Origin of the sequence: Halobacillus sp. ACCC02827 (genome assembly GCF_030291935.1) — a bacterium.
Taxonomy (GTDB): domain Bacteria; phylum Bacillota; class Bacilli; order Bacillales; family Halobacillaceae; genus Halobacillus.
On the sequence record NZ_CP128168.1, the window covers coordinates 1,146,099 to 1,172,578 of the forward strand.

Annotated in this window: 28 protein-coding genes; 22 read left to right on the forward strand and 6 right to left on the reverse strand. The window is 48.8% G+C overall.

Annotated features, from left to right (window positions below):
* Window positions 1-35: 35 nt before the first annotated feature.
* Complete coding sequence (locus QRD89_RS06030) at window positions 36-302, forward strand: hypothetical protein (protein WP_008638101.1); 267 nt, start codon at window positions 36-38, stop codon at window positions 300-302.
* Window positions 303-520: 218 nt separating this feature from the next.
* The gene (locus QRD89_RS06035) at window positions 521-850 is read left to right on the forward strand and encodes a DUF4257 domain-containing protein (RefSeq protein ID WP_008638100.1); all 330 of its coding nucleotides are present in this window, start codon (window positions 521-523) and stop codon (window positions 848-850) included.
* A gap of 28 nt (window positions 851-878) precedes the next feature.
* Here QRD89_RS06035 and QRD89_RS06040 read toward each other — a convergent pair whose 3' ends face one another.
* Window positions 879-1,367 (reverse strand): DUF1187 family protein, encoded by a 489-nt coding sequence (locus QRD89_RS06040; protein ID WP_008638099.1) that lies wholly within the window; start codon window positions 1,365-1,367, stop codon window positions 879-881.
* A gap of 386 nt (window positions 1,368-1,753) precedes the next feature.
* Window positions 1,754-2,617 carry an SDR family oxidoreductase gene (locus QRD89_RS06045; protein WP_008638095.1) on the reverse strand — a complete coding sequence of 288 codons (864 nt, stop codon included), beginning with the start codon at window positions 2,615-2,617 and terminating at the stop codon, window positions 1,754-1,756.
* A gap of 199 nt (window positions 2,618-2,816) precedes the next feature.
* Here QRD89_RS06045 and QRD89_RS06050 point away from each other — a divergent pair, with 199 nt between their 5' ends.
* The 7 genes from QRD89_RS06050 (at window position 2,817) to QRD89_RS06080 (ending at window position 11,499) form a co-directional block, all read left to right on the forward strand.
* Window positions 2,817-4,289 (forward strand): CoA-acylating methylmalonate-semialdehyde dehydrogenase, encoded by a 1,473-nt coding sequence (locus QRD89_RS06050; protein ID WP_008638093.1) that lies wholly within the window; start codon window positions 2,817-2,819, stop codon window positions 4,287-4,289.
* 293 nt (window positions 4,290-4,582) lie between these two features.
* Window positions 4,583-5,473: a nitrilase-related carbon-nitrogen hydrolase gene (locus QRD89_RS06055; protein ID WP_286096498.1), complete on the forward strand. Its 891-nt coding sequence runs from the start codon at window positions 4,583-4,585 to the stop codon at window positions 5,471-5,473.
* 99 nt (window positions 5,474-5,572) lie between these two features.
* On the forward strand, window positions 5,573-6,946 hold the full coding sequence (locus tag QRD89_RS06060) for an NAD(P)-dependent oxidoreductase (protein ID WP_026578387.1): 1,374 nt from the start codon (window positions 5,573-5,575) through the stop codon (window positions 6,944-6,946).
* Between the two features lie 26 nt (window positions 6,947-6,972).
* Window positions 6,973-8,259, forward strand: a complete 1,287-nt coding sequence (preA, locus tag QRD89_RS06065) for an NAD-dependent dihydropyrimidine dehydrogenase subunit PreA (RefSeq protein WP_008636560.1) — start codon at window positions 6,973-6,975, stop codon at window positions 8,257-8,259.
* A 16-nt stretch (window positions 8,260-8,275) separates the two neighbouring features.
* Window positions 8,276-9,691 carry a dihydropyrimidinase gene (hydA, locus tag QRD89_RS06070; protein WP_286096499.1) on the forward strand — a complete coding sequence of 472 codons (1,416 nt, stop codon included), beginning with the start codon at window positions 8,276-8,278 and terminating at the stop codon, window positions 9,689-9,691.
* 62 nt (window positions 9,692-9,753) lie between these two features.
* Window positions 9,754-11,247: an NCS1 family transporter gene (locus QRD89_RS06075; RefSeq protein ID WP_008636558.1), complete on the forward strand. Its 1,494-nt coding sequence runs from the start codon at window positions 9,754-9,756 to the stop codon at window positions 11,245-11,247.
* Between the two features lie 15 nt (window positions 11,248-11,262).
* Complete coding sequence (locus QRD89_RS06080) at window positions 11,263-11,499, forward strand: hypothetical protein (RefSeq protein WP_286096500.1); 237 nt, start codon at window positions 11,263-11,265, stop codon at window positions 11,497-11,499.
* A gap of 154 nt (window positions 11,500-11,653) precedes the next feature.
* Here QRD89_RS06080 and QRD89_RS06085 read toward each other — a convergent pair whose 3' ends face one another.
* On the reverse strand, window positions 11,654-12,442 hold the full coding sequence (locus QRD89_RS06085) for a helix-turn-helix domain-containing protein (RefSeq protein WP_286096501.1): 789 nt from the start codon (window positions 12,440-12,442) through the stop codon (window positions 11,654-11,656).
* Window positions 12,443-12,691: 249 nt separating this feature from the next.
* Between QRD89_RS06085 and QRD89_RS06090 the strand changes: the two genes are divergently transcribed.
* From QRD89_RS06090 to QRD89_RS06150, 13 genes are all read left to right on the forward strand, one after another.
* Window positions 12,692-14,281 (forward strand): PucR family transcriptional regulator, encoded by a 1,590-nt coding sequence (locus QRD89_RS06090; RefSeq protein ID WP_286096502.1) that lies wholly within the window; start codon window positions 12,692-12,694, stop codon window positions 14,279-14,281.
* Between the two features lie 344 nt (window positions 14,282-14,625).
* Window positions 14,626-15,966: an aspartate aminotransferase family protein gene (locus QRD89_RS06095; RefSeq protein ID WP_286096503.1), complete on the forward strand. Its 1,341-nt coding sequence runs from the start codon at window positions 14,626-14,628 to the stop codon at window positions 15,964-15,966.
* Between the two features lie 104 nt (window positions 15,967-16,070).
* Window positions 16,071-16,325 (forward strand): phage holin family protein, encoded by a 255-nt coding sequence (locus QRD89_RS06100; RefSeq protein ID WP_026578392.1) that lies wholly within the window; start codon window positions 16,071-16,073, stop codon window positions 16,323-16,325.
* A 107-nt stretch (window positions 16,326-16,432) separates the two neighbouring features.
* Window positions 16,433-16,756, forward strand: a complete 324-nt coding sequence (locus QRD89_RS06105; protein ID WP_026578393.1) for a PadR family transcriptional regulator — start codon at window positions 16,433-16,435, stop codon at window positions 16,754-16,756.
* A complete protein-coding gene (locus tag QRD89_RS06110; RefSeq protein WP_008636551.1) occupies window positions 16,753-17,301 on the forward strand; it encodes an HAAS signaling domain-containing protein in 549 nt (182 codons plus the stop codon). The genes QRD89_RS06105 and QRD89_RS06110 overlap by 4 nt, the downstream gene beginning before the upstream one ends.
* A 2-nt stretch (window positions 17,302-17,303) precedes the next feature.
* Window positions 17,304-18,188: a DUF4097 family beta strand repeat-containing protein gene (locus QRD89_RS06115; RefSeq protein ID WP_286096504.1), complete on the forward strand. Its 885-nt coding sequence runs from the start codon at window positions 17,304-17,306 to the stop codon at window positions 18,186-18,188.
* A 246-nt stretch (window positions 18,189-18,434) separates the two neighbouring features.
* Window positions 18,435-18,695, forward strand: coding sequence for a hypothetical protein (locus QRD89_RS06120; RefSeq protein ID WP_008636549.1), 261 nt, complete (start codon window positions 18,435-18,437; stop codon window positions 18,693-18,695).
* Between the two features lie 69 nt (window positions 18,696-18,764).
* Window positions 18,765-22,163 carry an SCO7613 C-terminal domain-containing membrane protein gene (locus tag QRD89_RS06125; protein WP_286096505.1) on the forward strand — a complete coding sequence of 1,133 codons (3,399 nt, stop codon included), beginning with the start codon at window positions 18,765-18,767 and terminating at the stop codon, window positions 22,161-22,163.
* 62 nt (window positions 22,164-22,225) lie between these two features.
* On the forward strand, window positions 22,226-22,399 hold the full coding sequence (locus QRD89_RS06130; protein ID WP_161484891.1) for a hypothetical protein: 174 nt from the start codon (window positions 22,226-22,228) through the stop codon (window positions 22,397-22,399).
* A 115-nt stretch (window positions 22,400-22,514) separates the two neighbouring features.
* Complete coding sequence (locus tag QRD89_RS06135) at window positions 22,515-23,084, forward strand: histidine phosphatase family protein (protein ID WP_286096506.1); 570 nt, start codon at window positions 22,515-22,517, stop codon at window positions 23,082-23,084.
* Between the two features lie 45 nt (window positions 23,085-23,129).
* Window positions 23,130-23,474 (forward strand): VOC family protein, encoded by a 345-nt coding sequence (locus QRD89_RS06140; RefSeq protein ID WP_286096507.1) that lies wholly within the window; start codon window positions 23,130-23,132, stop codon window positions 23,472-23,474.
* 25 nt (window positions 23,475-23,499) lie between these two features.
* Complete coding sequence (locus QRD89_RS06145) at window positions 23,500-23,841, forward strand: hypothetical protein (RefSeq protein ID WP_286096508.1); 342 nt, start codon at window positions 23,500-23,502, stop codon at window positions 23,839-23,841.
* A 19-nt stretch (window positions 23,842-23,860) separates the two neighbouring features.
* Window positions 23,861-24,082, forward strand: a complete 222-nt coding sequence (locus QRD89_RS06150) for a hypothetical protein (protein ID WP_286096509.1) — start codon at window positions 23,861-23,863, stop codon at window positions 24,080-24,082.
* 52 nt (window positions 24,083-24,134) lie between these two features.
* Here the strand turns inward: QRD89_RS06150 and QRD89_RS06155 are convergent, their stop codons facing one another.
* The 3 genes from QRD89_RS06155 to QRD89_RS06165 form a co-directional block, all read right to left on the reverse strand.
* Window positions 24,135-25,553 (reverse strand): cell wall-binding repeat-containing protein, encoded by a 1,419-nt coding sequence (locus QRD89_RS06155; RefSeq protein WP_286096510.1) that lies wholly within the window; start codon window positions 25,551-25,553, stop codon window positions 24,135-24,137.
* A 117-nt stretch (window positions 25,554-25,670) separates the two neighbouring features.
* On the reverse strand, window positions 25,671-25,874 hold the full coding sequence (locus QRD89_RS06160) for a helix-turn-helix domain-containing protein (RefSeq protein ID WP_286096511.1): 204 nt from the start codon (window positions 25,872-25,874) through the stop codon (window positions 25,671-25,673).
* Between the two features lie 11 nt (window positions 25,875-25,885).
* Window positions 25,886-26,452 (reverse strand): DUF2975 domain-containing protein, encoded by a 567-nt coding sequence (locus QRD89_RS06165; protein WP_286096513.1) that lies wholly within the window; start codon window positions 26,450-26,452, stop codon window positions 25,886-25,888.
* Between the last annotated feature and the right edge of the window lie 28 nt (window positions 26,453-26,480).

Here is a 26,480-nt window from a genome sequence, read left to right on the forward strand (position 1 = left end):
AAAAGGATAAGGTGGAGGTGTCCTTTATTTTTCAAATGAATGAATTGCAAAAACAGACGTATGACAGATTGGTGGAACGTTTAAAGGAAGCTGATTCGATGGAAGAGGTACGTGCTTATTACCGGGAAATCCAGTCGCTTTTGGATGCTGTACACACGCAGGCCACCGTACTGCAGTTGGAAGAGAAGGAAGAGTTCCTCCGTCTCCGAACAAAAATGGTCGAAGCATCGACGAAAGAAGAAGTTCTTTATTACGAGGAAGAGCTCCATGCTTATATATCCAAACGGCTTTCTATCCCATAAAATAGTAAGAAATGCAAAAAATATCCAAAATATTGTTTATTTTCTGAAAAAAGACATGTATACTAGACATATCATGTTCATTATAATGCTATAGCTTGCCTTTCGTTGTGTGGAAGTGTTGATAGAGGCGGTGATCGGCGGATGATTAGTGCATATGGAAATATGTTTCTATTATCTGTCTGTCACCGCTTTTTTTTAAGTCCAGGGGGGGACGATGAATGCACACACTCGTCATAGCAGGTCTGGTAGGAGGGCTTACCGGTGTTATTGCTCATTTGATGAGAAATGGAAAGGTTTTGGTGTACCCAAAGAAGAGGGCTCGGCCGAGAGGAATCTATTTAGGTTTTCTGGCAGACTTCCTGATCGGTGCCGCTGCCGCGGTATTTGCTGTGACTTATCTTATACCTGAACCGGACGTACTCCGAAGTCTGATCGGAGTTTCGATTTTGGCAGGAATGACGGCAGAGAACGTTTTGCTTCGCAGGGAATTGAATACAGAAAGAGCGAAAGTGGAGGGATTGGACCGCATCAATCAGCGTTTGAGGTGATCGATGATGTTCCCAATCCCTTCTTTTTTTAATCGATCAACACGTTGAAATTATCTCCTTCTATATCCGAAGGGGAGCATTTGAAAATGTGAGCATAGATCGTTTTCATTTCTTCGAACAATTCGTGTGATCTAAGGAGTCTGTAATAGTCATCCGGATGATGATGCATACACCGCAGTTTCTCAAGCTTAAGGTCGATCTTGTAAGAATAATAAAGTTCAGAGTCGCGGAGAAATGGTTTTTCGACTGGTTTCTGTTCATCCTTCGTTAAGGGGGACTTGCTGTATATATGTATTTTCTTAGGTGTTTCCCCGTCGTCTTCCAAGTCCTCTGATACCTTGTAGAAAGTTGTGTATTCCGGCTCTTTTCGATTGTCAATGTACCCTGTTCGAAAGCTGAACTCGACGGCACCGAATTGGCCCTTTACGAATGCGCAGGCGAGGTAGGAGCGATTTTCCGCTGCACCTCTGGCAATCGCTTCTTCATTGCTGAAACAGTGACAATAACTATTAACCATGGCCGACACCATCCTTAATCTAACAATTATGTAATAGATTTTGTCTATTATAACACGGAGCGGATGGAATGGAATAAAAAAGAAGCTGATTGAAAGCTTTCTATCAGCTTCTTGAACAAGTACTTTCATAGGGAGCGAGCGGGCTCCGGGGTCTAACCTGTGCCGCAGTTCCCACAGGAGTCTGCTCTATTCCCCTCCATCCTTAATTATAAAAGTCTATTTTTTGTTTTATTTCTTTTATCTACAGGGGTTGGTTCGCACGTTTAATGGACGGAAGTTTTTTATCTCTACCGTCCATAGCTTAGGGTTTACCAACAGCCTGAAGAAGCTCTTTTAGCGTTCCTATCTAGACGTGGCGCTTCCTGCCGGGCTTCCGGTAAGCCTCCTTATCCGTTCACAGGGACACCGCCGTTGATGTGGAGCATCTGACCGGTGACGTAACTGGAATCTTCGCTTGCTAAATATACATAACCCGGCGCAAGTTCATACGGCTGTCCCGGGCGTCCCATTGGATTATCCGACCCGAATTCAGCCGTTTGCTTCTTATCAAAGCTGGCAGGAATGAGCGGGGTCCATATCGGACCGGGTGCGATCCCGTTGACGCGGATTCCTTTACCAACAAGGGACTTGGCCAGGGAACGGGTGAAGGTGGTGATGGCTCCTTTTGTTGCGGAATAGTCGATCAGTTGTTCATTTCCTTGATATGCTGTCACGGAAGAAGTGTTGATGATGCTGCTTCCTTTCTTCATGTGAGGAAGGACCGCCTTCGCCATATAAAAGTAAGAAAAGAAGTTGACCCGGAACGTTTTTTCCATCTGTTCGTTGGTTATGGCAGTCAGGTCACCTTGGGGAAACTGCATGGCCGCATTGTTTACAAGGACATCGATGCGTCCGAGCGCCTTCTTCGCCTGTTCCACCGCCGATTCACAGAAATCTGCTCTGCCGACATCCCCGTTGATGCAGACACATTTTCGTCCTTCTGCTTCAATAAGCTGCTTCGTAAACGCGGCATCCTCATGCTCATCCAGATAAAGGATGGCAATATCTGCACCTTCTTTAGCGAAGTACAGACTGACAGACCTCCCGATACCGCTGTCCCCTCCTGTGATCAGGGCTGTTTTTCCTGATAATTTACCGCTCCCTTTGTACTTTTTGTCCACATAAACAGGTAACGGCTTCATCTCACTTTCCAGCCCCGGCTGGCGTTCCTGGTGCTGTTCCGGCTGGATTGCTTTCTTCTGATTCGTCATCGATAATCCTCCTCCATCCATTTTTTATTAGAATATCCAGTGGATTCCCTGATATCCCGAAAGCGTAGAGAATTTCGTGGGAATTCGTCACACTGTTAATTTCCATCGGTATCCATTTGACACTTCGTCCATTGATGTTAAAATTTTCAGAATTTATAATAAGAGAAGAGCATCAGAATCTATCCATAGAGGTGATCGAATGGAAACGACTTTCTCGAAATCAAATCAAGTGACCATCCAGAACTTTATCGACGGCGAGTGGGTAGCAGCGGAAAATGGAAAAGTGGAAGAAGTCCCTAACCCGGCTACAGGAGAAATCATCGCTCAGGTTCCGATTTCTTCCAAGGAGGACGTAGACAAAGCCGTCCAATCAGCACGGAAGGCCTTCCAAAGCTGGAAGAAGGTTCCTGTGCCAAAAAGGGCCCGCATTATGTTCAAATACCAACAGCTCCTTATTGAAAATCGCGAGGAATTGGCGAAGGCTCTGACTCAGGAGAATGGGAAAACGTTGAAAGATGCAACCGGGGAAGTGCAGCGCGGCATCGAATGTGTCGAATTTGCGGCCGGTGCACCGAGCCTGATGATGGGGGATGTGCTGCCGGACATCGCAGAGGGCATTGACTCGGGGATGTACCGCTACCCGGTCGGGGTCGTCGGCGGGATCACACCGTTCAACTTCCCGATGATGGTACCGTTATGGATGTTCCCCCTTGCTCTTGTATGTGGAAATACGTTTGTATTGAAACCGTCGGAGCGGACGCCGATCCTTGCGAAAATGCTCGTCGAGCTCATCCATGAAGCAGGACTTCCGAAAGGGGTGCTCAATATCGTTAATGGTGCGCATGACGTCGTCAACGGTCTGCTTGAGCATGAGGAAGTCGACGCTATTTCCTTCGTCGGGTCCCAGCCTGTTGCTGAGTATGTGTACCGTACAGCCGCCGATCACGGTAAGCGTGTTCAGGCTCTTGCCGGTGCGAAGAACCATTCCATCGTTCTTCCTGACTGTAACCTGGAAAAATCCGTGGAAGGAATCATCAACGCCGCTTTCGGCAGTGCAGGCGAACGCTGTATGGCTTGCTCCGTCGTCGTTGCGGTCGGAGATGTCGCTGATGGTCTCGTCCAAAAACTGAAAGAGGCGGCGGATGCATTGAATGTCGGAAACGGCCTGGAAGAAGAGACGAGCCTTGGTCCGCTCATCAGGGAAACGCACAGGGAGAGGGTGCTCGGCTATATTGAAGCAGGGGAGGCTGACAATGCGAAGCTCGTCCGTGACGGCAGAGTCGAGCTTAGAGAGCATGAATCGGGCTACTTCCTCGGTGCGACTATTTTCGATCACGTCTCGAAGGATATGAAAATATGGAAAGATGAAATTTTCGCTCCTGTCCTCAGCATCGTCCGTGTAGATACATTGGAGCAAGCAATCGAAACGGCCAATCAATCCGAATTCGCCAATGGCGCCGTTATTTATACATCCAGCGGGAAGGCTGTCCAGCAGTTCCGGGAAGACATGGACGCCGGGATGCTTGGGGTCAATGTGAATGTACCTGCCCCGATGGCTTTCTTCCCATTCTCCGGGAACAAGAAATCATTTTATGGAGATCTTCATGCAAACGGGAAGGACGGCTTAAACTTCTACACCAAACGTAAAATGCTGACACAGCGCTGGTTCTAATACAAAAACGGAAATCCGGGAGGGTTTCCGTTTCTCTCTATCTTTATCATCAAACTTCTCGGTCCCCCCTTCTTTCCATATATAGTTAAATCCCATCTTTTTACAAAATATACAACTCTACCTGACAAACTTTTTACACTATGTATAATGGAAATTCTTTTCATATCGTGTAAAGTAATTATAAAATACTGAAAATTCAATACTTTTTTCTTTTTTGGCAAGATGGGGTGCCGGCCCGCGTTTGTTCACGATGTTCTATCTAGACAACAACCTTTACATAAGGAGGAATAGTTATGTCTGATAACGTTCAAATCGGCTTGATCCAGGCGTCTCATGACGTTGATGGTTCCGAGCCAGTCGAAGTACACAAGCAGGCAGCGATTGAAAAGCATGAGAAGCTCGTCCGGGAGGCGGCGGGTAAAGGGGCGCAGATCATTTGTCTGCAGGAGATTTTTTACGGTCCTTATTTCTGTTCCGAGCAGAACCCGAAGTGGTACGAGGCCGCTGAGGAAATTCCGAACGGACCGACTACCATCCGCTTTCAGGAAATCGCGAAGGAGCTCGGTGTCGTCATCGTTCTTCCTATCTATGAAAGAGAAGGGATTGCAACCTATTACAACACAGCTGCTGTCATTGACGCAGACGGCTCGTACCTTGGTAAATATCGAAAACAGCACATTCCTCATGTCGGAGTAGGAGACGAGGGACACGGGTTCTGGGAGAAGTATTACTTTAAGCCCGGCAACCTCGGGTACCCGGTATTTGATACCGCTTTTGCAAAAGTCGGCGTGTATATCTGCTATGACAGACATTTTCCGGAAGGGGCGAGATTACTCGGCTTGAACGGCGCAGAGGTTGTGTTCAACCCGTCTGCGACTGTTGCAGGTCTTTCCGAATATCTTTGGAAACTCGAACAGCCGGCTCATGCGGTAGCAAACGGCTATTACCTTGCAGCGATTAACCGCGTCGGTTATGAAGGACCATGGAATATGGGGGAATTCTACGGACAATCGTACCTTGTCGATCCGAGGGGGGATTTCGTCGCTAAAGGAAGTCGGGATAAGGATGAGGTGATCATCGGAGAGATGGACAAGAAGTTCATCCGAGAAGTCCGGGACACATGGCAGTTTTACCGGGATCGAAGACCAGAAACCTACGAGAAAATGGGACAGCTGCTCCCATAACAACACGAACACTTGGAAGTCCTGTGTAGAACGAAGGAACATCGGTCGTTTTATACAGGACTTTTTTATATGGACGATTACTAAGAGGAGGGAAAAGCATTGACTCAGTTGAAAAGCAAGGGTATCTCTCTCGATAATCTGCAGGCGAATTTCAAGGAGGTCCATACCGGCCTGAATACACAGGAGGCGATGGAGGAATCGAACCGCTGCTTATACTGCTATGACGCTCCCTGCATCAAAGCGTGCCCGACAAGTATAGATATACCGAAGTTCATTAAGAAGATCGCTTCCGGAAACTTGAAAGGGTCAGCGACGACGATCATGGAAGCGAATCCGGTCGGAGCGACGTGTGCGAGGGTGTGTCCGACAGAAGAGTTATGCGAAGGTGCTTGTGTGCTCAACCATTCGACAGAACCGATCCTTATTGGTGATCTGCAGCGGTTTGCCACAGACTGGGCAATCAAAAATGAGCAGCTGCTGTTCAAGCCGGGGGAGAAGAATGGGAAGAAAGTGGCGGTAATCGGGGGTGGGCCGGCTGGTCTGGCATCAGCTCGTGAGCTTGCACGATTCGGCTATGAAGTGACGATATTCGAGGCAGAGAAAGAAGCGGGAGGACTCGATACATACGGCATCGTCTCTTTCCGTCTGCCCCAGGACGTTTCGCGTTGGGAAGTCGACCAAGTTCGGAAATTGGATGTAGAAATCCGCACGAATACAAAGGTAGGCGTGGATGTGAGCCTGTCGGAGCTGGAAGAGAAGTATGATGCAGTAGTCCTGACCATCGGCATGGGTCATGTACCGATGCTGGGCATCCCTGGAGAAGAGCTGGAGGGTGTCCGGGATGCCATCGAATTTGTGAAAGAAACGAAGACACAGCCGATCACGAAGGAACTGCTCGGTAAGAACGTCATTGTCGTGGGAGCGGGAAACACGGCCATCGATGCCGCCACCTGCGCAGCGCGTAAAGGAGCCGCGGATGTAAAAATCGTTTACAGAAGGACAGCGAAAGAAATGACCGCGTACGATTTCGAATATGATTTCGCAAAACAGGATGATGTCTCCTTCCACTGGTTGACACAGCCTGTGGAAGTAATCGGTGATGAAGAGGGCAGGGTTTCCGGGCTGAAGTGTATGAAGATGGCTCTCGGCGAAGCGGAAGCGGATGGAAGAAGGAAGACGGCCCCGGTAGAGGATTCCGAGTTCACGATGGATGTGGATGTCGTCATTAAAGCAATCGGTCAAAATCGCTATACGGAAATGTTGGAGCAATTTGGACTGGATCATGCCAATGGCGTGCTTAAAGTCGATCCGGAAACGCTGCAGACGTCTAAGGAAAACGTCTACGCGGCAGGCGATGTCATTTTCGCTAAAGGACAAGGAGAGGCGATGGTCGTCACAGCTGCTCAGCAGGGGAAAGAGGCGGCTATGGCTATTCATAAGAAACTCGCACCGGCACCAACGTTGATGAGATAAACGAATAAAAGAGGAGGCTTTCATCTATGGCAGATTTACGTTTGGATCTTGCAGGAATCAAATCTCCGAACCCATTCTGGCTGGCATCCGCTCCACCAACGAACTCAGGTTACCAAGTGCAGCGTGCTTTTGAAGCAGGATGGGGCGGTGCGGTATGGAAGACGCTCGGGGAGCCGATCTTGAACGTTTCCTCCCGTTTCGCAGCCGTGAATTTCAATGGGAAGAAAGTTGCTGGATTCAATAATATCGAGCTGATCACAGATCGGCCGCTCGAAGTCAACTTGAAGGAAATTTATGAAACGAAGAAAAAATACCCGGACCACGCGATCATCGCTTCCCTGATGGTCGAACCGACTCAGGAGAAGTGGCATGAAATCGTCAAACGTGTGGAGGATGTCGGTGTCGATGGATTGGAACTCAACTTCGGCTGTCCGCACGGAATGGCCGAACGGGGGATGGGAGCGGCATCGGGGCAGGTCCCGGAGCTTGTGGAGAAGCAGACGATGTGGGCGAAAGAAGTGGCGCAGACGCCGGTCATCGTCAAATTAACTCCTAACATTACCGATATTACCTTCACTGCACAAGCTGCTGTTAACGGGGGAGCTGATGCGGTCAGTATGATCAATACGATCAACAGCCTTGCGGGTGTCGATATTGATACGTGGGACACGATACCGAACGTAGCCGGGAAAGGGGCGCACGGCGGCTATTGCGGTCCTGCTGTTAAGCCGATCGCACTCAATATGGTAGCGGAATGTGCGCGCCATCCGAAAATAAACGTACCGATTTCCGGTATGGGCGGCGTATCCAGCTGGAGAGAGGCTGTTGAGTTTATGCTCATGGGAGCAACCGGTGTCCAAGTTTGTACAGCGGCTATGCACCATGGATTCAGTATCGTCGAAGATATGATTGACGGCTTGAACAACTACCTGGACGAGAAGAACATAGATTCCGTCATGGACCTCGTCGGCAAATCGGTCGGGAAGTATTCGGATTGGGGGAACCTTGATCTCAATCATCAAATTGTCGCAAAGATCAATAATGATGTGTGCATCAATTGCAATAAGTGCCACATCGCCTGTGAAGATACGTCCCACCAGTGTATCGATATGCTGAAGGATGAGGGCGGAAACGATATCCTTCGTGTCAGGGAAGAAGACTGCGTCGGGTGCAACTTGTGTTCGATCGTCTGTCCTGTCGACGGGGCGATCGATATGGTGGAGTATGCCAACGGCAAGCCGCCGATGACTTGGAACGAGCGGCAGACAGCCATCGGTGCCGCAGCAGCGTGTGACGTCGATTTAATCAAATAATATACGGAGGGATAGAATGAAGAAACTCATCAAAAACGGAATGATCGTAACGGCATCCGATTCCTACAAGGCCGATATTCTTGTAGAGAATGGAAAGATCGCTTTGATTGGTAACCAGTTATCCGAAGCGGGGGCAGAAGTCGTAGATGCGGAAGGGAAATACGTTTTTCCGGGCGGCATCGATCCGCACACTCACTTGGAAATGCCGTTCGGCGGCACGGTAAGTAAAGACGATTTTGAAACGGGGACCATTGCGGCGGCTCACGGCGGGACAACGACCGTGATCGATTTCTGTCTGACGAACAAAGGGAAACCGCTTCAGGACTCCATTGATGAGTGGCATGCAAAATCCAAAGATAAGGCGGTCATCGACTACAGTTTCCACTTGATGATCAGCGAAATGAATGAGAGCGTTTTGGAACAGCTTCCGAGCGTGATCGATGAGGAGGGCATCACTTCCTTCAAAGTTTTCATGGCTTACAAGAACGTGTTCCAAGCAGACGATGGAACATTATTCCGGACGCTGGAAGAAGCGAAGCGGCTCGGTGGGCTTGTCATGGTCCATGCGGAAAATGGAGATGTCATCGAACATCTTGTTAATAAGGCACTCGCAGCCGGCCAGACGGAGCCGATTTATCACGCGTTGACAAGGCCGCCGGAAGTGGAAGGGGAAGCGACCGGACGCGCTGCGCAATTGACAGGGCTTGCCGACTCCCAGCTCTATGTCGTCCACGTCTCCTGCGGACAGGCGGTCAAAGAGATAGCGGAAGCAAGGAAAAAAGGCTATCACATCATTGGCGAGACGTGTCCACAATATTTGGTTCTCGATCAATCCTATTTAGAGAAGCCGGATTTTGAAGGGGCGAAATACGTCTGGTCCCCTCCGCTCCGTGAAAAGGAACATCAGGATGTGCTGTGGAATGCTTTGAAAACAGGTGTGCTGCAGACGCTCGGTTCGGATCAATGTTCGTTTGATTTCAAAGGTCAGAAAGACATGGGCAAGGACGATTTTACGAAAATACCGAATGGAGGACCGATTATCGAAGACCGGATGACGATCCTCTTCTCAGAAGGTGTGAAGAAGGGCAGAATCAGTCTGAACCAGTTCGTGGACATCACATCCACCCGGATTGCGAAGACGTTTGGCCTTTTCCCACAGAAGGGGACGATCAGCATCGGCGCTGATGCCGACCTCGTCATTTTTGATCCGGATATTGAGCGGAAGATTTCCGTCGATACAAGCCATATGGCTGCCGACTACAATCCTTTCGAGGGGATGGAAGTAACAGGACAACCTGTCAGCGTTTTGTCACGCGGATCGTACGTCATCAAGGACAAGGAGTTCGTCGGTGAAATTGGAAGCGGCAGCTACTTGAAGCGGGCCCGCTTTGGGGAAAGGAAAGAAAATCAGCAGGAACTGTACCAGAATTGATGGTCCGGCCGCCCTCTCCTAAGGGCGGCCGCCTCAAATTTATAAGTAGGAGGAGTCCGACTATGGACAAAAGTAACAACCATTTAAAGTCGCCGGACCTTATGCCGATTCCTCACCGCGAAAGGAAAATCAGTACGCTCGGATTTACATTCATGTGGGTTGGGATGGCAGTTGTGTTAGCCGCCTTTGCCATCGGTGGAGCAGGTGTTCAGTCCATTTCCTTGATTTGGGTCGTCCTCGGTACGCTGATTGGAACCATTCTGATCGGGCTTTTCATTACGCTCACGGCGGATATAGGTATTGAACATGGTATTTCCTTTCCTGTCTATATGAGAGCACCGTTCGGTACGATCGGCACGCACTTTCCCTCGATCGTAAGAGGAGTTGCTGCCTCGATGTGGTTTGGAATCAATACGTATTTCGGGTCGACGGCCATCAATGGAATTTTGAACATCCTCACAGGCTTTGATAACTGGTTCATCTGTTACGTTCTTTTTGCTTTATTTCAATTATTCAATACTGCGTTGGGTATTAAAGCTGTAGAGAAATTTGCTGATTTGGCAGCTCCAATCATTATCCTGATTGGCGTATGGATGTTCTTTAACCTGTCCGGAGAAGCGGCTGCTCAGAACAAAGACATTTGGTCATGGGTGGAAAGCCCGGTTACCGGAGGAGCCGCCTTCACAGCCTTTATGATCGTCGTAGTCGGAAACATGGGGTATTGGTCGACGCTTGCTGCCGATATTTCATCGATTTCCCGCTTCATCAAAGCTCCGAAGCATGAGCGGAACTGGGTGAAAAGGAATAAAGGTGCGCTCGTAGGCAGCCTCGTCGCCCTGCCGCTGACACAGACGTTCATTGTCGTACTCGGAGCGGTTTCCTATATTGCCGTTTCCAATTTCGACCCGGTCGTCGCCCTGCAGGAGTCTGCCAGCGGGCTCGTTCTTGGTATTCTTTTGCTTATGATTGTTCTCGCTCAATGGTCGACGAACGTCTCTGCAAATATTGTACCTGCTGCCACTATTTTCTCTAACGTGGGCGGACCGAAGCTGCCGTTTTGGGCGGGGGTATTTATGGCCGGTCTGATAGGGACTATCATTCAGCCGTGGAGTATTTTTAACCTGCTCATGTCCGTCCTGCTTATTGCTGCCGCAGTTCTTTCCGTCATAGTCGGCATCATTTTTGCAGACTACTATCTCCTGCGTAAACGGCGGATGAATGTTTACGATCTGTATGAACATAAAGGCCAGTACCGTTATGACGGGGGTGTGAATTGGGCCGGAATTATTTCCTGGGTAATAGGAAGTGTGCTTGCCTATTCCTTCAGTACGTATTCCTTCTTCGTCGGATTCGCTGCGGGTGCCGCCATTTATTATGTCCTTGCAAAATACTGGTACTTCAACAAACACCGGCAGGCAGAGATCGACAACCCTAGTGATGAGGACTACCTGGGTATTACAGTAGGCCGGGATTGGGAAATAGGGGAGCGCTTTGTCGAGGAACGGTTGGGTAAGAAAACCGGAACGGATGAATTTAAACCGAAAGCAGAAGCTTAAAAGGAGGAGATGGACATGTCCAGTTATCAGGAATTTGAAGCGGAACGGGAGAAAATCGATTTTTTACTGGAGCAGGGATATATCATCAAAGGGGTGACGGAGAATCTTGATGGTGCTTTCCTTGAGTTCGATTATCAGGGAAACGATTCCACGAGAGCGGAAACGGAGAGGCTGCATATTCTCCATCCGGATTCCCGGAAATACTTTTCCACGATTCTTGTTCAGCAGCAGAAGAAGGCCGGGATTTCATAAGGCTGCAGCTGCGTGAGAAAGGTTCCTTTTTAGTAGACGAAGGGTAGATCGAGTGCTTTATGATAAAGAACGATTCTGCCTGTACCCCACGTTAAGGCAATTTAACGTTTCTGGACAACCTGAACAGCCGGCGTTAGCGCCGGCTGTTTTCTGTTTAAAACCATTCTTTCCATAATTTCCGCCATTTCTTCTCAGAGCGTGCTTGGAGAGCTTGGATATGTTGTTCATTATGCACAAGCAGTTGATAAGCGGCCAATACAGGGAGCGTCCGGAAGAGAGCTGCTGCACCAATTCCGATCAAAAGCACGAAAACCGGGTAGTATGCTGTTAAATACCCTTGTGTAATCCCGTTCTCCTCTAATGCAAAGGATAGAACCCCGATGATGATAAAAGTGATGCCGACGCCGATCCATATAGAAAATCGCTTTTTTATCTGCTCGTATTGTTCCGTCAACTGACTGAGGTAAGTATGGTCGAACGTGAGCGGCTTTGTGGTTAGAAAGTCGTACTTCTTCGATTCTTTGGACACGGCATAAATAAAGGTAAGCAGACCTGCACTCCCGAGCAGCACGATGAGAAATGCGTACACCGCCGGACGGGTGAAAAGTAAATAAGGGACAAAGGCAGAGGCTATCAGAACTGCACTCCAAGAAAACGGCCGTGCCATTTTCGTCATTTGATCAACGTATCCTTCCGCCATTTCATCACTGACGTAATAGGTTTCTGCTTCCGGTGCACTTGTTCCGTAGGACTGCTTTAATAGGTAGTCGATGGAAACTCCGAAATAGGTGGCGATCGTAAGAAGTTTTTCTGTATCAGGGTAACCTTGATCATTTTCCCATTTACTCACTGCCTGCCTTGTCGTATCCAATTCCTCTGCTAATGCCTCCTGCGACAATCCATCTTCTTTTCTTAACTTTCGGACCTTCTCACCAAACGTCATCTGTAAACCCCTCTCGTTTCTTATACTCTTATTGTATAGAAGGAAGGGAAGAGTTTCTATAAAATTCCAAAGGCATCTTGTCAACGGACGGTTGCGTTTATGTCATGATTGGGTGACATCGCGCTTCACCTGTGTAAATAGTCCGGCATGCAAGAAATGTATAGGAGGATTTTTCTGTTTTGTAAGATTTTCTCACAATTAATTAGATTTTTCTGATAGTTTGTAGTACTTTGGAAGAGGGGTATTTCTATGAAGTATCGCATTTCAATGAAGGATGTCTTGAACAGAAAGCACTTCGATTCTGCAAAGGTCATTGCAGGACATAATGGAATGAACCGCCTGGTCAAGTGGGTCCATGTATTCGAAATGATTGATGTACGCAGTAATTTGAAAGGCGGAGAGCTTGTATTATCCACCGGCTTCGGCTGGAAGGATGACGACGGGTTGTTTGTCCACCTTCTTCATCAGCTGATCGACCGGAAAGTTGCAGGCATCTGCATCGAGTTAGGCAGCTTCATTCACGCCATATCTGATGAAGCCCTGTCGATTGCAGAGGAAAATGATTTCCCGATCATCGTTTTCGAAGAGGAGGTCTCGTTCGTCGAGATTACTCAGGATATCCACGCCAATTTAATCAATCATCAATACGAACTCATATCGAATCTGGAAGATTACGCGCAGCGACTGAATAAGCGCGTGCTTGCTATTGACAATTATTTTGAAATTCTTAAATATCTCCAGCAGTATGTCAACTGCCAGCTGGTTTATATTGCGAAAGATCATAAAGTCGTAACCATTCCCGGACTTCGGGAAGTGGATCGGGAGAAGGTTATTTCTGATCTGAACCGCCGGTCGAAGGAACAGTCGAAGCACGTGATCAAACAGCCGGTTCACGTTTTCGACCGCGAGTTCGCTTCGATCTATTTAGTGTGCAACCGGAGAGAGTTCGGTGAATTTGAATCCCTTCTCCTTGACCGGACAGCAACGGCGCTTGCTCAATATCTGCTCCGGGAGCTCTACACCGAGGAGAAGCGGAAAGCCAAGGAGACGGAATGGCTCGTCGAATGGCTGCAGGGGGTGCACACCATGGAGGAAATCAGAGATCATCTTACCCATTATAAAATCCGTTCGGAAATCTCCGGCGCTATCGTTTTGACCGTGAAGCTGCATATGAGTGAATCACAGGCCAACAATCCGGATATTACGTATTTAAATATGCTGCTTCATAACATTTTCGATCAGAACGGTTACTTCGTATTTCCTGTCGAGAAACGCCATTTGCTGACCTTTATTCTTCTCGATAAGAAGGACGGAGAAGAGTGGAAGCCGCGTTTGAAGAAGGGAATCGACCGGCTGCGCAAGATCAGCATGCTTCATGATTCGAGCATCGAATCCTTCCAAATTGCAGGTGGGAAATATGTGAAGCGTCTGGATCAATTATGGGAGAGCTACGAGACGGCCCAGGAGACACTCGGAATTCAGGATAAGCTTCCATGCGGGAACGAAAAGTATTTTTATGATGATATGCACATGTACCGGCTGATCTCCCTCGTACATAAACACAGCAGTCTCGACAGTCTCGTCCATGAATACCTGGAGCCGATCATTGACTATGATGAAAAGCATCATACGAATCTATTGGAAACGCTGCGGGTCTACTTAGCATGCAACGGATCCAAGAAGGAAACGGCCAGCCGGGTGTTTGTCGTCCGTCAGACGCTTTACCATCGACTGGAAAAGCTGGAAATGCTTCTTGGCGCTGATTTTATGGAGTCTGAGAAAAGGCAGGTCATCGAATTTGCCCTCCTCGCTCATGAATATCAGGAAACGATCCATTGAAAACACGTGTGTACCTGACTTGTTGAAGAGGGATAATAGGAGAAGGTGGTGTTTCCCGGAAAATGGGGCGCTCTCTAGGGCACGGCAGGCGAGCCTTCTTCCTGCTTTCTCCTTTAGGTCGGAGTCTGCCCACTTCCCTGCTCCCTGTACTCAAAGGCTGTTCTTACATCCTTATATTTGTTGTTTTAAGTCTCTTAACCGGCTGAACAGAACGTATCCACTGGGATGCGTTTTTTTTATAGTCAAAATGTTTAAATGGAACGTTGAGTGTTTGACACAATGTCTAATGCGCCTGCCTTTGTCATATCAGATAATGGAAGTAACCAAATAAAGGAGGCGGCAAGATGGCAAAAGCGGATGTTAAAAGTGAACTGCACGCGCAGGATGAGAAGTATGTATGGCACGGCATGAAGCCGTACAATCCTAAGGAAACGATGATTGTAAAAGAGGGGAAAGGCGCCTGGATCACGGATGTCGACGGCAACCGTTATCTGGATGCGATGTCCGGCCTTTGGTGTGTGAACATCGGCTACGGACGGGAGGAGCTTGCCCGGGCGGCTTATGATCAAATCAAACAGCTGTCCTATATGCCGATGAGCCAGAGTCATGAATCCGCCATCAAGCTGGGGGAAAAGCTTAATCAAATGCTCGGAGATGAGTACGTTATCTTCTTCTCCAACAGCGGCTCGGAGGCGAATGAAGCGGCTTTCAAGATTGCCCGGCAGTATCATCAGCAAAAAGGGGATACCTATCGTTCTAAATTCATTTCCCGCTACAGGGCTTACCACGGCAATTCCGCCGCTGCCCTTTCTGCAACAGGTCAGGCACAAAGAAAGTATAAGTACGAACCGCTCGCCCCGGGATTCCTCCATGTCGCTCCGCCGGATACGTACCGGAATAACCACGATGAATCAGACCGATGGGGAGCGAAGGAAATCGATCAAGTGATGACATGGGAAATGAGCGAATCCATCGCCGGCGTCATCATGGAACCGATCATCACCGGAGGTGGAATCATTACACCGCCGGAATCATATTTAAAAGAAGTGAAAGCGGTATGCGAGAAGCACGGGGCGCTTCTGATCGTCGATGAAGTTATCTGCGGTTTCGGACGCACGGGCGAACCGTTCGGCTTCATGAATTATGGTGTGAAACCGGATATCATTACGATGGCGAAAGGAATTACGAGTGCCTATCAGCCTTTGTCTGCCACAGCTGTCCGCCGGGATATCTACGAGGCGTTCTCGGGGGAGGATGCGTATGATTTCTTCCGTCATATCAATACGTTCGGTGGTCATCCTGCCGCCTGCGCCGTCGCGCTGAAAAACATTGAAATTATGGAACAGGAGAATCTTTTCGATCGTTCGAAACAGTTGGGGTCCCTTTTAAGAAATGAATTATCCGACCGTCTCCAGTCCCACCCGCATGTCGGAGATGTGAGAGGGAAGGGGCTTCTTGTAGGGATCGAGCTTGTCCGGGATAAGGCATCGAAGGATCCGCTCGACATAAGCAAGGTGAATAAAGTCATCGGTTACTGCAAGGAGAAGGGGATCATCATTGGCAAGAACGGGATGACCGTTGCCGGGTTCAATAATGTTCTGACGCTTGCTCCACCGCTTGTCATCGAAGAAGAAGACTTGAATTTCCTGATTGAAACGCTTGTAGAGGGCATTCAACAGATATAAGAAGAGCGTCCTGCTGATGGAAGCAGGACGCTTTTTGTCGTTGGCGTACTTGAAAGGATTGGCTGTGAATACGTATAAGTATATGTCTTAATAAAGAAATGAGGATGATGATGGACTTCATGACAGGGTTCACACCGTATGCAGGCCTTGCGCTCGTCCTTTATGCCATCCGGCAGACGGACAGGGTACCGAACCGGTTCATTCCGATTCTTGCTATCGTGCTCGGGGTTGCATTTTCTTTCTGGCAGAACGGCATTACTCCGCAGTCCACAGTGACAGGACTGCATTACGCCCTGCTCGGTATCGGGACGGTGGCAGGGATCAAGTATTTTTTGGAGAAAAAAGAAACCCAGGCTTAGCGGGTCCATGGAAAGTCTCAGGACTTTCATTTTTTTTCATCCAGTACCTTGCAATGTTCACTACTGAGTGATATTCTTATACCAACAAATGGAAAGTTGGTGTCAGACTGAATATACAATTCAAGAAAGGGGCGCTTGAGCTGTGTGTGTTGATCTTGATTGCAGAGAAAGATCAGTACGGCTACGAGCTCGCTCAAAATATATCCGAACATATGGAGATCGGGGAGGGCTCGTTGTATCCCCTGCTCCGGAGGTTGACGAAAGAGGCGTACTTGGACACGTATATGGCTCCGTCGAGGGAGGGGCCGGCGAGGAAATACTACCAGTTGACCGAAGAAGGAACACAGAGGATGGAAACGCTCATGGAGGAATGGACGCGTTTAGCGGAAGCCGTCAATGGGTTGATGGATAAAAGGAGGATGAAGGAATGAAGAAGGCCGTATTCATGGATCGATTGGCACGGGAGCTGCGCGGTCTCCCGGAAGAGGAACGAAAGGAAATCTTATTTGATTACGAGGAACACATCCGCGTCGGGATGAAGGAAGGCAGGGAAGAGGAGGAGGTAATCCGTGAACTGGGGCACCCGAAGCAGGTAGCGAAGGAATATATCGCGAGTACATTGATAGAGAAGGCGGAGAAGCATCGCACCTTTCCGAATATCTTCCGTGCCATTCTGGCAAGTCTCAGTTTGAGCCTTTTTAACCTTGTCATCGTACTCGGTCCGGCACTAGGCATTCTCGGGATTTATGTCGGCTTGGTCGCTACGGCAGCAGCACTGGCATTGACGCCGTTTGCCTTCCTGTTCATGCTCATCACCCGGACGTATTCTAATATCTTTGCCGACTTTTTCATGGCGATGACGATGGGCAGCGGCGGCATCATGCTGATGATCGGTTTGTGGCATTTAGGTAAATGGCTGTATAAAGGAAGTTTGACGTATCTGAAATACAATAGGCATCTCATTAAAGGAGAATGAGCATGAAGAAGTGGTGGATCGTATTAGTCAGTGTGTTCGTCGTAAGTGGGATCGGGAGCATCGTCTCTTTATTCGTGATTGATGCGGAAGAAGTACAGGCAACAGAGAAGTACGACATATCAGAGCTGAAGAATCTTAAGATGGACGTGACATCGATGGATGTTCATCTCGTTCCTGCAGAGGGAGAGGAACTGACGTTGGTGTATAAGGGCCCTGCTAATAAACGGAATAAAGAGATGTACGCTGTAAAGGAAGGGAAAAGGACGTGGACACTTCAGCAGCTTGACTCCGGACCGTCTGTCAATCTCTCGTTCGGTCTTCAATCAAAAGGACCGGAAGTGGAGATCGCGATTCCTGAAGAACTGTTTGCATCCGTCACGATTAAAAGCGAGTCCGGCGATATCCGGATAGAGTCTCTGAAGGGGAAGGAGGCGGACGTAGATACTGCTTCCGGTGATTTTCAAATGGTAGACACCGAGTTTTCCACCCTGCACTGGAAAACAGAGAGCGGGGATGTGTCGTTGGAACAAAATGAGGTAGGTTCGGGTGACTGGAACTCCCAAAGCGGCTCCTTCCGTTTCGAAGAACTGTCAGGGAAAGAGCTGGGTTTATCCACGCATTCCGGCGATGTGCTCGTGAAGGAGCCTTCGATTCATGGAACGGCAGACATAAAGACCCACAGTGGGGATGTGGCTTGGGATTACCAAGGAAAGGAACCGAAAAATCTTGAGGTCCAATTCGCATCTCATTCCGGTGACGGCACCGTTCGTCTGGATGACCTCGTATATGAAGAGAAGGAAGAGCACCGCTTGAAAGGGATGCGTGGAAGCGGTAAGGCGCCTGCTTTAACAGTAGATACGAAGTCGGGGGATTTCATTATCCGCTGACCGTCTCATTTACTTTTTTTGTTTGAAGCGCCTGTTTCCCGCATCAAACCCTGAAAAATGATACCTCTCCACAGCCTGTTAGTCTGGTTCTTAGTATAGGACCGGACTTTTTTTATGTAGAAGAACAGCCGGGAAGTCCCTTATTTTATACAAATTTCGTCATAGAATTCCAAGCTGTGGTACGATAAGATAGAATTTCCATTTCGTGTATGTTACATCATAGATTAGTTGGGGGTTTTTGGTGCGATGGAAAGAAAAAGAATCTATTACATTTCCTCACTGGTATGCTTTTTGATCTGTATCATCGTCTGGATTCCGAATCTGTTCTTCCGGTCGGACAGCCCGCTTTGGATGGCTACCTTCCTGTTCGGACCAATCGGGATTCTCTTTGCCGCGTTTATTGAGAAGTATTGGCTGATGATCGTCAATACCGTCATGCTCTTCAGCTTCTTTTTGTTGATGGCGGTCAACTATTATTTGAATTACATAACGATCGGCCACCCATAAAGGCAGATCCACACGTCTGCATAAGCCGGAGCGTCCGGTTCGTAAGATAGAGGGAGAGGGGAGGATGCTATGAATCATTCATCAGAAGATACACAGCATGATGTGTTTAAAGAGAGATTGGCTCATCTTCGGAGGGAGGATTACTTATCCGAAGAAACGTATCGTACGGTCATGGATGCGAGTGTAAAGTACCTGCACGACAGAAGAGTGGAACGTGAGAATAAGGAGGACGTGCGTGTCGATCCCCCTGTACCGGTGCAGGAGAAGCCGTCTCCTGCTGTTAAAAAGCCGGAACCTGTAAGGAAATCAAAGGAAGAGGTCCGCGAGCGGAATATTACGTGGTCACTCATTCTTGGTGTCGCGCTCCTTCTCATTACCGGGTTGATCGTTGCGACAAGCCAGTGGGACCAGATGGGGGCAGGGATGAAGGTGTTTTCCATCGCGTTCGTTTCTTTGTTCTTCTACAGTCTCAGTTATGGAACGCAGCGGTTCTTGAAGATCGAAAAGACGGCCTTCGCCTTTTTGACGCTCGGAAGTCTGTTGATTCCGATCGCTGTCGTCGCCATCGGGTATTTCGAGCTGTTCGGGAGCTTCCTCTCTTTGACGGGGGAAGGGAGATACCTGCTCGGATTTTTAGGTGCCTTTCTGCCGCTTCCTTTATACGTAAAGCATGCGTTCGATCATCAATCGCGTCTGTATGTCTGGATATCGCTCGTCTTTCTTTCGTTGACGGTCGGTTTTGCATTGGGTGCTCTGCCACTGTCCATAGACGTTTTCTATACGTTTCTAATGGTATTCAATGCAGGGCTGCTGGTGATTTATACGAAATACGGCACGTTTGACAAGTGGCGTCTGTTTACGAAAGAACTGCCTTTATATGCTCAGTTGAATTTGATCCTTTCGACGATGCTGCTTTTATTCTTTTTCGAAAATGAGGTGCTGTACAGCTTTAACCTTCTGCTTACCGCCTGTATTTATATGGCGATGGTATTCGTGTACCGTACGAAGGAATATCAGTTCGTCTTCTCCGTCATGTTCGTGTATGCCGTTTATCAACTCGTCGACCATACACCGCTTCAGGCTGTGGACGGGGTCGTTTACGCCGTCGCTGGAGGAGTTTATCTCGGCTTCGCCTATGCTTTCCGGAATCACGACTTTATTCAGAAGGTGTTCCGTTATACAAGTGCCGTCGTCTCGTTCTGTGCCTTCTTATATATAAGCTACGAGAGTGTTTTACTCAGAGAAGGCGAAAGTTCCTGGATGTTTGCCGCCGCTTATTTAGTCGTGGCAGGCAACTACCTTGTGCTGGCCAATCTGCTTCGTTATCCATTATTCAGCTACATGGCGCCGGTATTCTTCTATGTCGGCTTGTGGCAGGTATGGGAGCAGATCGCGGTCTTCCCACTGTTCCTGGAGCTGTTCCTGACGGCTGTTGTCACCCTCCTCTATGTCGGACTCTGGACGAAACAGCCTTGGCTCCAATCGGTGAAGGAAAGCAGTCTCGTGGTATCGGCAGTCCTTATGGCAGGAACCATCTGCTACAGCTTTTATGAACTTCTATACGGATACAGCGCGTTCCAGCTGTTTGTTGTCGGTTGTCTTGCCTATGTGGTGAAGTGGAAACAGTCGGCAGAATCTGTAGAAAAAGCTGTCGTATGGATCCAGCCGGCCTCCTGGCTTGCGGCCTCTGGTGCATTGTATTTAAAGGTGATCGAGTGGGTGCCCGGCTATGCCGATACATTCGGCGTCCCGTTCCACCTGGCTTTGACCGGTGTACTCCTTTGCCTGCTGCATCTTTTCTGGAAGCGGACCGGTGAGAACGGCCTGTCGAAGTCCAGCTTTAACATCGGTCAAGGTGCGTATATTTTCGGTATAATTTTTCTCGGTACGGCCGACGTGGACCGGATGTTCATCGCTCCGCTGATTTTACTTGGCGGCACGGCTATGCTGTACTGGCTCATCCGTTCCACCGGTCAGTCATCGCTTTGGATTGCGGTATCCATCGTCACTTTATTCTTTTACTTTTCATTAGCCGAACCGCTCTCACTAGAGAGCTTTGCGTCTTTACTTATCTTTACTGCGTTCGCCCCTGTAGTGATGGTCGCTCTTGGAGAGTTTGGACGCACGAAGTGGGAAGGGATGCAGCCAAACTTCTATTGGACCGGACACGCCGTCCATCCGCTTGTTATCCTCGCCTGTCTGTTTGATCAGGTCACACCCGAACCGGCGGTCCATCCCATCCTGCTTGTCGTTCCGGCCGCTGTCTATCTTTTCAGTGCGTGGAAGGCAGAGAGGGAGTGGGAAATCAAGCTGATGCTGTACTTCGGGATGAGTGTAGTCTTCCTGTTTCTCTTCACACTGGGAAGCTACTATTCTCTGTATGAGGATGTGTTCAGCGGGTATACCTTCATGGTGGCAAGTGCGCTGTTTCTTGGTGCTTGGGCAGTCCTTCCCTTGGTTTGGAAAAGCCGCTTGGAATGGTATTGGATTCCGTTTTCCATCCTCGGTCTCTTGTACTTTACTGTCTTCCGACAGACGTGGGCGCCTTGGGAATTTCTCCTCCCGCTCGCCTATGCGGTTTCTATCCTTTATTTCCTGCACCGGAGAAATTGGAGCATCGTCCGATTTGCGCCGCTTTTGATTTTGGTCGATCTCCTGGAGAACCAGGCGTGGGATCGTGGGATCAAAATTGTTGTCGTCCTTGGATGTGTAGCTCTGCTTCTTGCTGCAGGGAAGAAATTCCACCGCATGCTCATCGGTTCTAATTATGAGGTGGACGCGTATTCTTTCTCTGCGCTTGTGTACCTGCTTTTCCTGAACGGTTTGTCGTTCGGTGATGATTCGGTATGGATTCGGATCCTTCCGCTTCTTGCTTTGACGGCATGGCTGTGGGTCAATGCATCCAAATGGATGGGACGGAATGCAGACAGAATTTCTTATACGGCCGGAGCCGGTAGTTTATACGCATCCTACCTGCTTATTCTTCTGGCATACGAGACTTCCATTCCGGACATATTCATGGCGGAGCTTCAAGTGCTTCCGCTCCTTGTCGTACTCGCTCTCATGAGGAAAAAGCTGTGGTCGGATGCACCTGGTGTGATGAACAAAATCCAATCCGCCGCAGTCCTCCTTGTCGCTGCTTATCTCGTTGTTGACGCGATAAAGAGCCATACGATCTGGGATGCATGGATCATCGGAGGTCTTTCCCTTCTGTCGATGGTCGCCGGTATGCAGTTCAAAATCAAATCGTATTTCTTCGTCGGTATGGGCGTTCTTATTTTCAACGTCCTTTATCAAACCAAACCATACTGGGGAAACGTTCCATGGTGGGTGTACCTGCTGATGGCGGGACTTGTCCTGATTGCGGTTGCAAGTTACAATGAATGGCAGAAGCAGCAGGAAGGAAAGGACCGTCCGATTGAGCGGAAGCTGAAAGGTTTGTGGCATGCGCTGAAGAAGTGGAATTGATAGGGAACGTTTACCGGAAGGAATTCGTACATGTAGTAGCGAAACTTACAGGAGGGTTCTTTTTGAAAAAGAAAATAACGTTGGCTGTCATCGTCTTATTCGGGTTACTGGCCGGTCTTCTGCAATCGGACACACCGACAGAGAGTGTCGTATGGCTGATTGCCGGAGCCTTCGGGCTTTTGGGAGCCTTGACGCTCGGCACTAGTTATAAGGAACTGTTCAAAAGGGACGAATAGGAAGTAGAGAGCATATCCCTCGGATGATATGCTCTCTTTCTTCATACATAATGGTTACAGCTTCCAGATATGAAGGCCGGGAATAAGGGTCTCATCTCATGGGAGGAGGTTGAAGATGGAAATAGCTTTGATTCGACATGGGAAATCGGCATGGGTAAACAATGAACCCATCACCGGGGAGGAGTTCAACGATTGGGTTAAAGGTTATGATGCAGCTGGAGTAGTCGTGGAGAAGGAATATGACTTCTTTCTTGTAAGGAAAGTATCCGGTTCTGCGTGCCTCTTCACCAGTCACCGGGCACGTGCTATTGAATCGGCAAAGCATCTGAAGGCCCGGGGAACGATTATTCAAGATCCGCTTTTTGATGAAGTGGATCTCCCGGAAATCGAGGGTCCGACGTGGCGGCAGCCTCCGAAGTGGTGGCTTGTCGCCTTGAGAATCCTCTGGAGATTCGGATATACGAACAATTGCGAATCGATTGATTACGCCCGTGCGAGGGCACACAAAGCTGCGGAAGTCCTGAGTGAGGCAGCAGCAGAGCATGGAGATACGGTGCTTGTAGGACACGGTATTTTCAACCGGTTGATTGCAAGGGAACTGCGCCGGGACGGCTGGTCCGGAAAAAGGAAGGCGAGTACGGAGCATTGGAGCTGCACGATTTATACGAAAGAGGAGAGCGGGTAACAGAGCAGGGAACGCTCGCTTCGTCCTGAATAAGGAGGCATCTCGATGGTGTTGAAACGATTGGATACAGTATGTCTGATGGTGAAAGATATCGAACGGGCAGGCTGCTGGTACGAGAAATCTCTTGATCTTAAAGAAGTTTTCCGAGGGAACGGATACCGTGTCTTGGCCCCGGAGGCCGGAGGGGTGCCAATTACGCTGGAAGAAGGAGTTCCGGAGAGTGGAGGAAGTTATCCTATCTTCTTTGTTGAGGATGCAGAACAGGTCCATAACGTGTTGAAGCAGCGTGGAGTGAAAACAAGTGCGGTTCAAACAGATAAGGACAATCGCTTTTTCGACTTCTGGGATCCTGACGGCAATCGGATGCAGGTTTGTTATTACATAGAATGATAGTAGTTGGAAGGGGCTTGAATCGATGGGGAATATTATTAAGCGATTGATCGACGCGGGTTACCGTGTGACGAATGTTACCAAGAAATCAACGGAACTGGAACATGGACCGAGTGGGAAGTATCTCTACCTATTACCGAACAAAACGATAACCGTCGTTCTGGATCCGTTGACTGTCGAAGCGGACAAGGAATTGGAGAGAGCTTCCGCGGGCATGAATCATAACACGTCCTTCAAGCAGTTCCCGGTCCGTGATAATGGAGGGGCGGGGCCGATTACGTATGGCTATGCTTTTCGGTTCTCATCCGCAGAAGAGGCTTTTACTTTAATACAGCACGCATTAACAGTGCCTACGGAGAAAATTTAAGCAGAAAGAAGGTCTGTCTGTGAAAGAAAATATGACTTTTGCCTGGATCGCTTCCTGGTTTGCATTGGTCGGTCAGCTGTTGTTCTTCCTTATTGTTTCGTTACTTACAGGGAACTGGATGTACGCTATGTGGAGTTTTGTTGTAAGTATGGCCGCAGGAGTACCGAGTATGATCCGGACGTGGCAGCGCAGTAAGGTAATAAAAGCAGGGAAGGAAGACGCGTCCGATCCTATATCCTGACGCTTCAACCAATAGAAAGAGATCAGCCGGAATGGCTGATCTCTTGTTTTATTTATTCGAAAAGGGAGCGGATTTCGTCTTCGACTTTTTCACTGACTGCTCCGGTTCCTCCGAAAATCCGGAAGAAAGTTGTCTCATTTGCTTCAAAATAGGCTTTTACGCTTGGGGCGAGCTGCTTTTTCGGTGTCAGCAGCACCGGCTCGCCAAACGTATAGACAGATCCTGTGAGGGCATCTGCGAAATCTGCGCCTGTCGCGATCTGGACGAATTGGTTATCCATCTCGAACGTCTCTGCAACTGCAACGGATGTTTCATAACGGTCGGACCCAGCGATCCGTTGCGCATCCGGAAGCTTCTTAAATACGCCTGCGCTGATGGCTCCCCTGCCGCCGACTGCGAAACTATGCTCATACTGCTTCAGCTGTTTTTCTGTCGCTTTCGGCAGGGAATTTTTTTCTGTCAAAAGGATCGGCAGGCCGTAAGTTGCTGCAACCGGAGCAGCAGATAAGGCGTCCGGGAAGTTACGTCCGTAGGTAACGATGGCAGCGTCGGAAGGCGGAAGCAGCTCGGCGATGGCGGCTGCTGTTTCAAACCGGTCCGTTCCGCTTACCCGTTCCACTTCCAGACCAAGATTCTTCTTCAAATAGTTCTCCACATCTTTGGATACAGCACCAGTACCTCCGAGTATGGTCACCCGTTCCGTATCCAGCGTTTCCAGTGCGTATTCCGTCACTTGTGGCAGCTTTCCTTTCTTTGTCAGAAGAATCGGGGCATCCATCCAGGATGCCAGCGGTGCACCCGCGAGGGCATCAGGATAATCTGTGCCTGTAGCAAGGACGACATCTGCCGCCGGATAGCCACCGGTTTTACGAATAGCGATCTTAGCTGCTGTTTTGTAACGATCGGCTCCGGAAATACGTTCGATTTCTGCCTGCGGTACATACACATAAGCAGTCACGCCGTATTCTTCCCCGTTATCCAGATTTGCCAGGTCGGAAGCCTCGATATAATAGGTGCCGGGGTGGACCGTGTAGAAAGCGCCGAATCCATACTCATCTATATCCTCGAACTCCGCTTCGATTCTGTTTCCATCGGCATCATAGAGGACGCCGTTCAGCTCCATTTCCGTTCCATCTTCCAAGGTCGAAAATACACCGGTAGATAACTCCACCGGGCGGTCGCCGATGACTTCGATCTTATACATGTCTTTGTCGGAATCGGTCAACGTGCCGATAATGAAGCTGTCGATCTCGAGGGGTTGAGCCTGCTCGAATGTGTCATTCGGCTCTTCTTCATAGGTGATGGACCAGTCTTCTTCGGCTGCGAGCTGCACTTTGTGCTCCTTACTTTCCTGATATGCCTTCCACATTTCCGGCGTTTCTTTTTCAAATGCTGCGGCAGGGGTAGCAAGGACGGTGGCTGCGATCAAAATGGATGACGCGATGCTGAAAGTCTTTTTCATTCGTTTCATGTTCTCCTCTACTGGAAAAAATTTATAATACTAAGAGGATTATAGCGGATGCATGTCTATGAAGCTATCGCTATTTTTGTAGAAGTTTGTAGAATGAAGGGTTTTGTTTTTGAGAAACTATTCCTCTACGTATTCCAGCAGGTCACCGGGCTGGCAGTCGAGTGCCTTACACAGCGCGTCAAGCGTCGTGAAGCGGACAGCTTTCGCTTTTTCATTTTTCAAGATTGACAGGTTGGCGGGAGTGATCCCGACCGTTTTCGAGAGTTCGTTCAGCGACATTTTTCTTTTTGCCATCATGACATCCAATTGAATTCGTATCATAGTAAACCGCCTTATATCGTTTTCTTATTCTCTTCGACTGCGCGGACGGCTGTCTTCAATGCGGAGGCGATGATCAAAAGCACGATGCCCCCGAAAAGCATATCCAAGTGATAGAGGCTGGTGAATTCGATTGAGCCGTTCCGGACATCAAGCGCCGTAATGGCTGCAGAAGAAAGCCGGGAATCCATATATCCAAATGCTGTTCCAAGAATGGAAACGGTAAGGCCGAAGCGGAACAATACCGTAACGTTTGACTCCGTGAATAATCCGGCATGATGAATATTTTTCAGCAACTGGTGAAGGAACCATAAAAATAAAAGGGCAAAGACCGTCATCGTCGCTTCTGATGCAAAAGACAGCCAGCGGAAAGAAGGTTCCGTATAGACAACGGGTGTGGTGTCGAAGTGCAGTTCGAAATAAGTATAAAGCGGATCGAATGCGCCGAGTGAAGCGGTGAAGGCGCTGTTTGGGTACCATATGTAGCCGATATTGGAGGCAAGCATGAAGATACTGAGCAGACACACCAAATAAAAAAGCACCAAAGCAGCTATCGACCCTATTTTATATAACGGGTTCATAGTTTGGGAAATCCCCTTTCAACGTGTA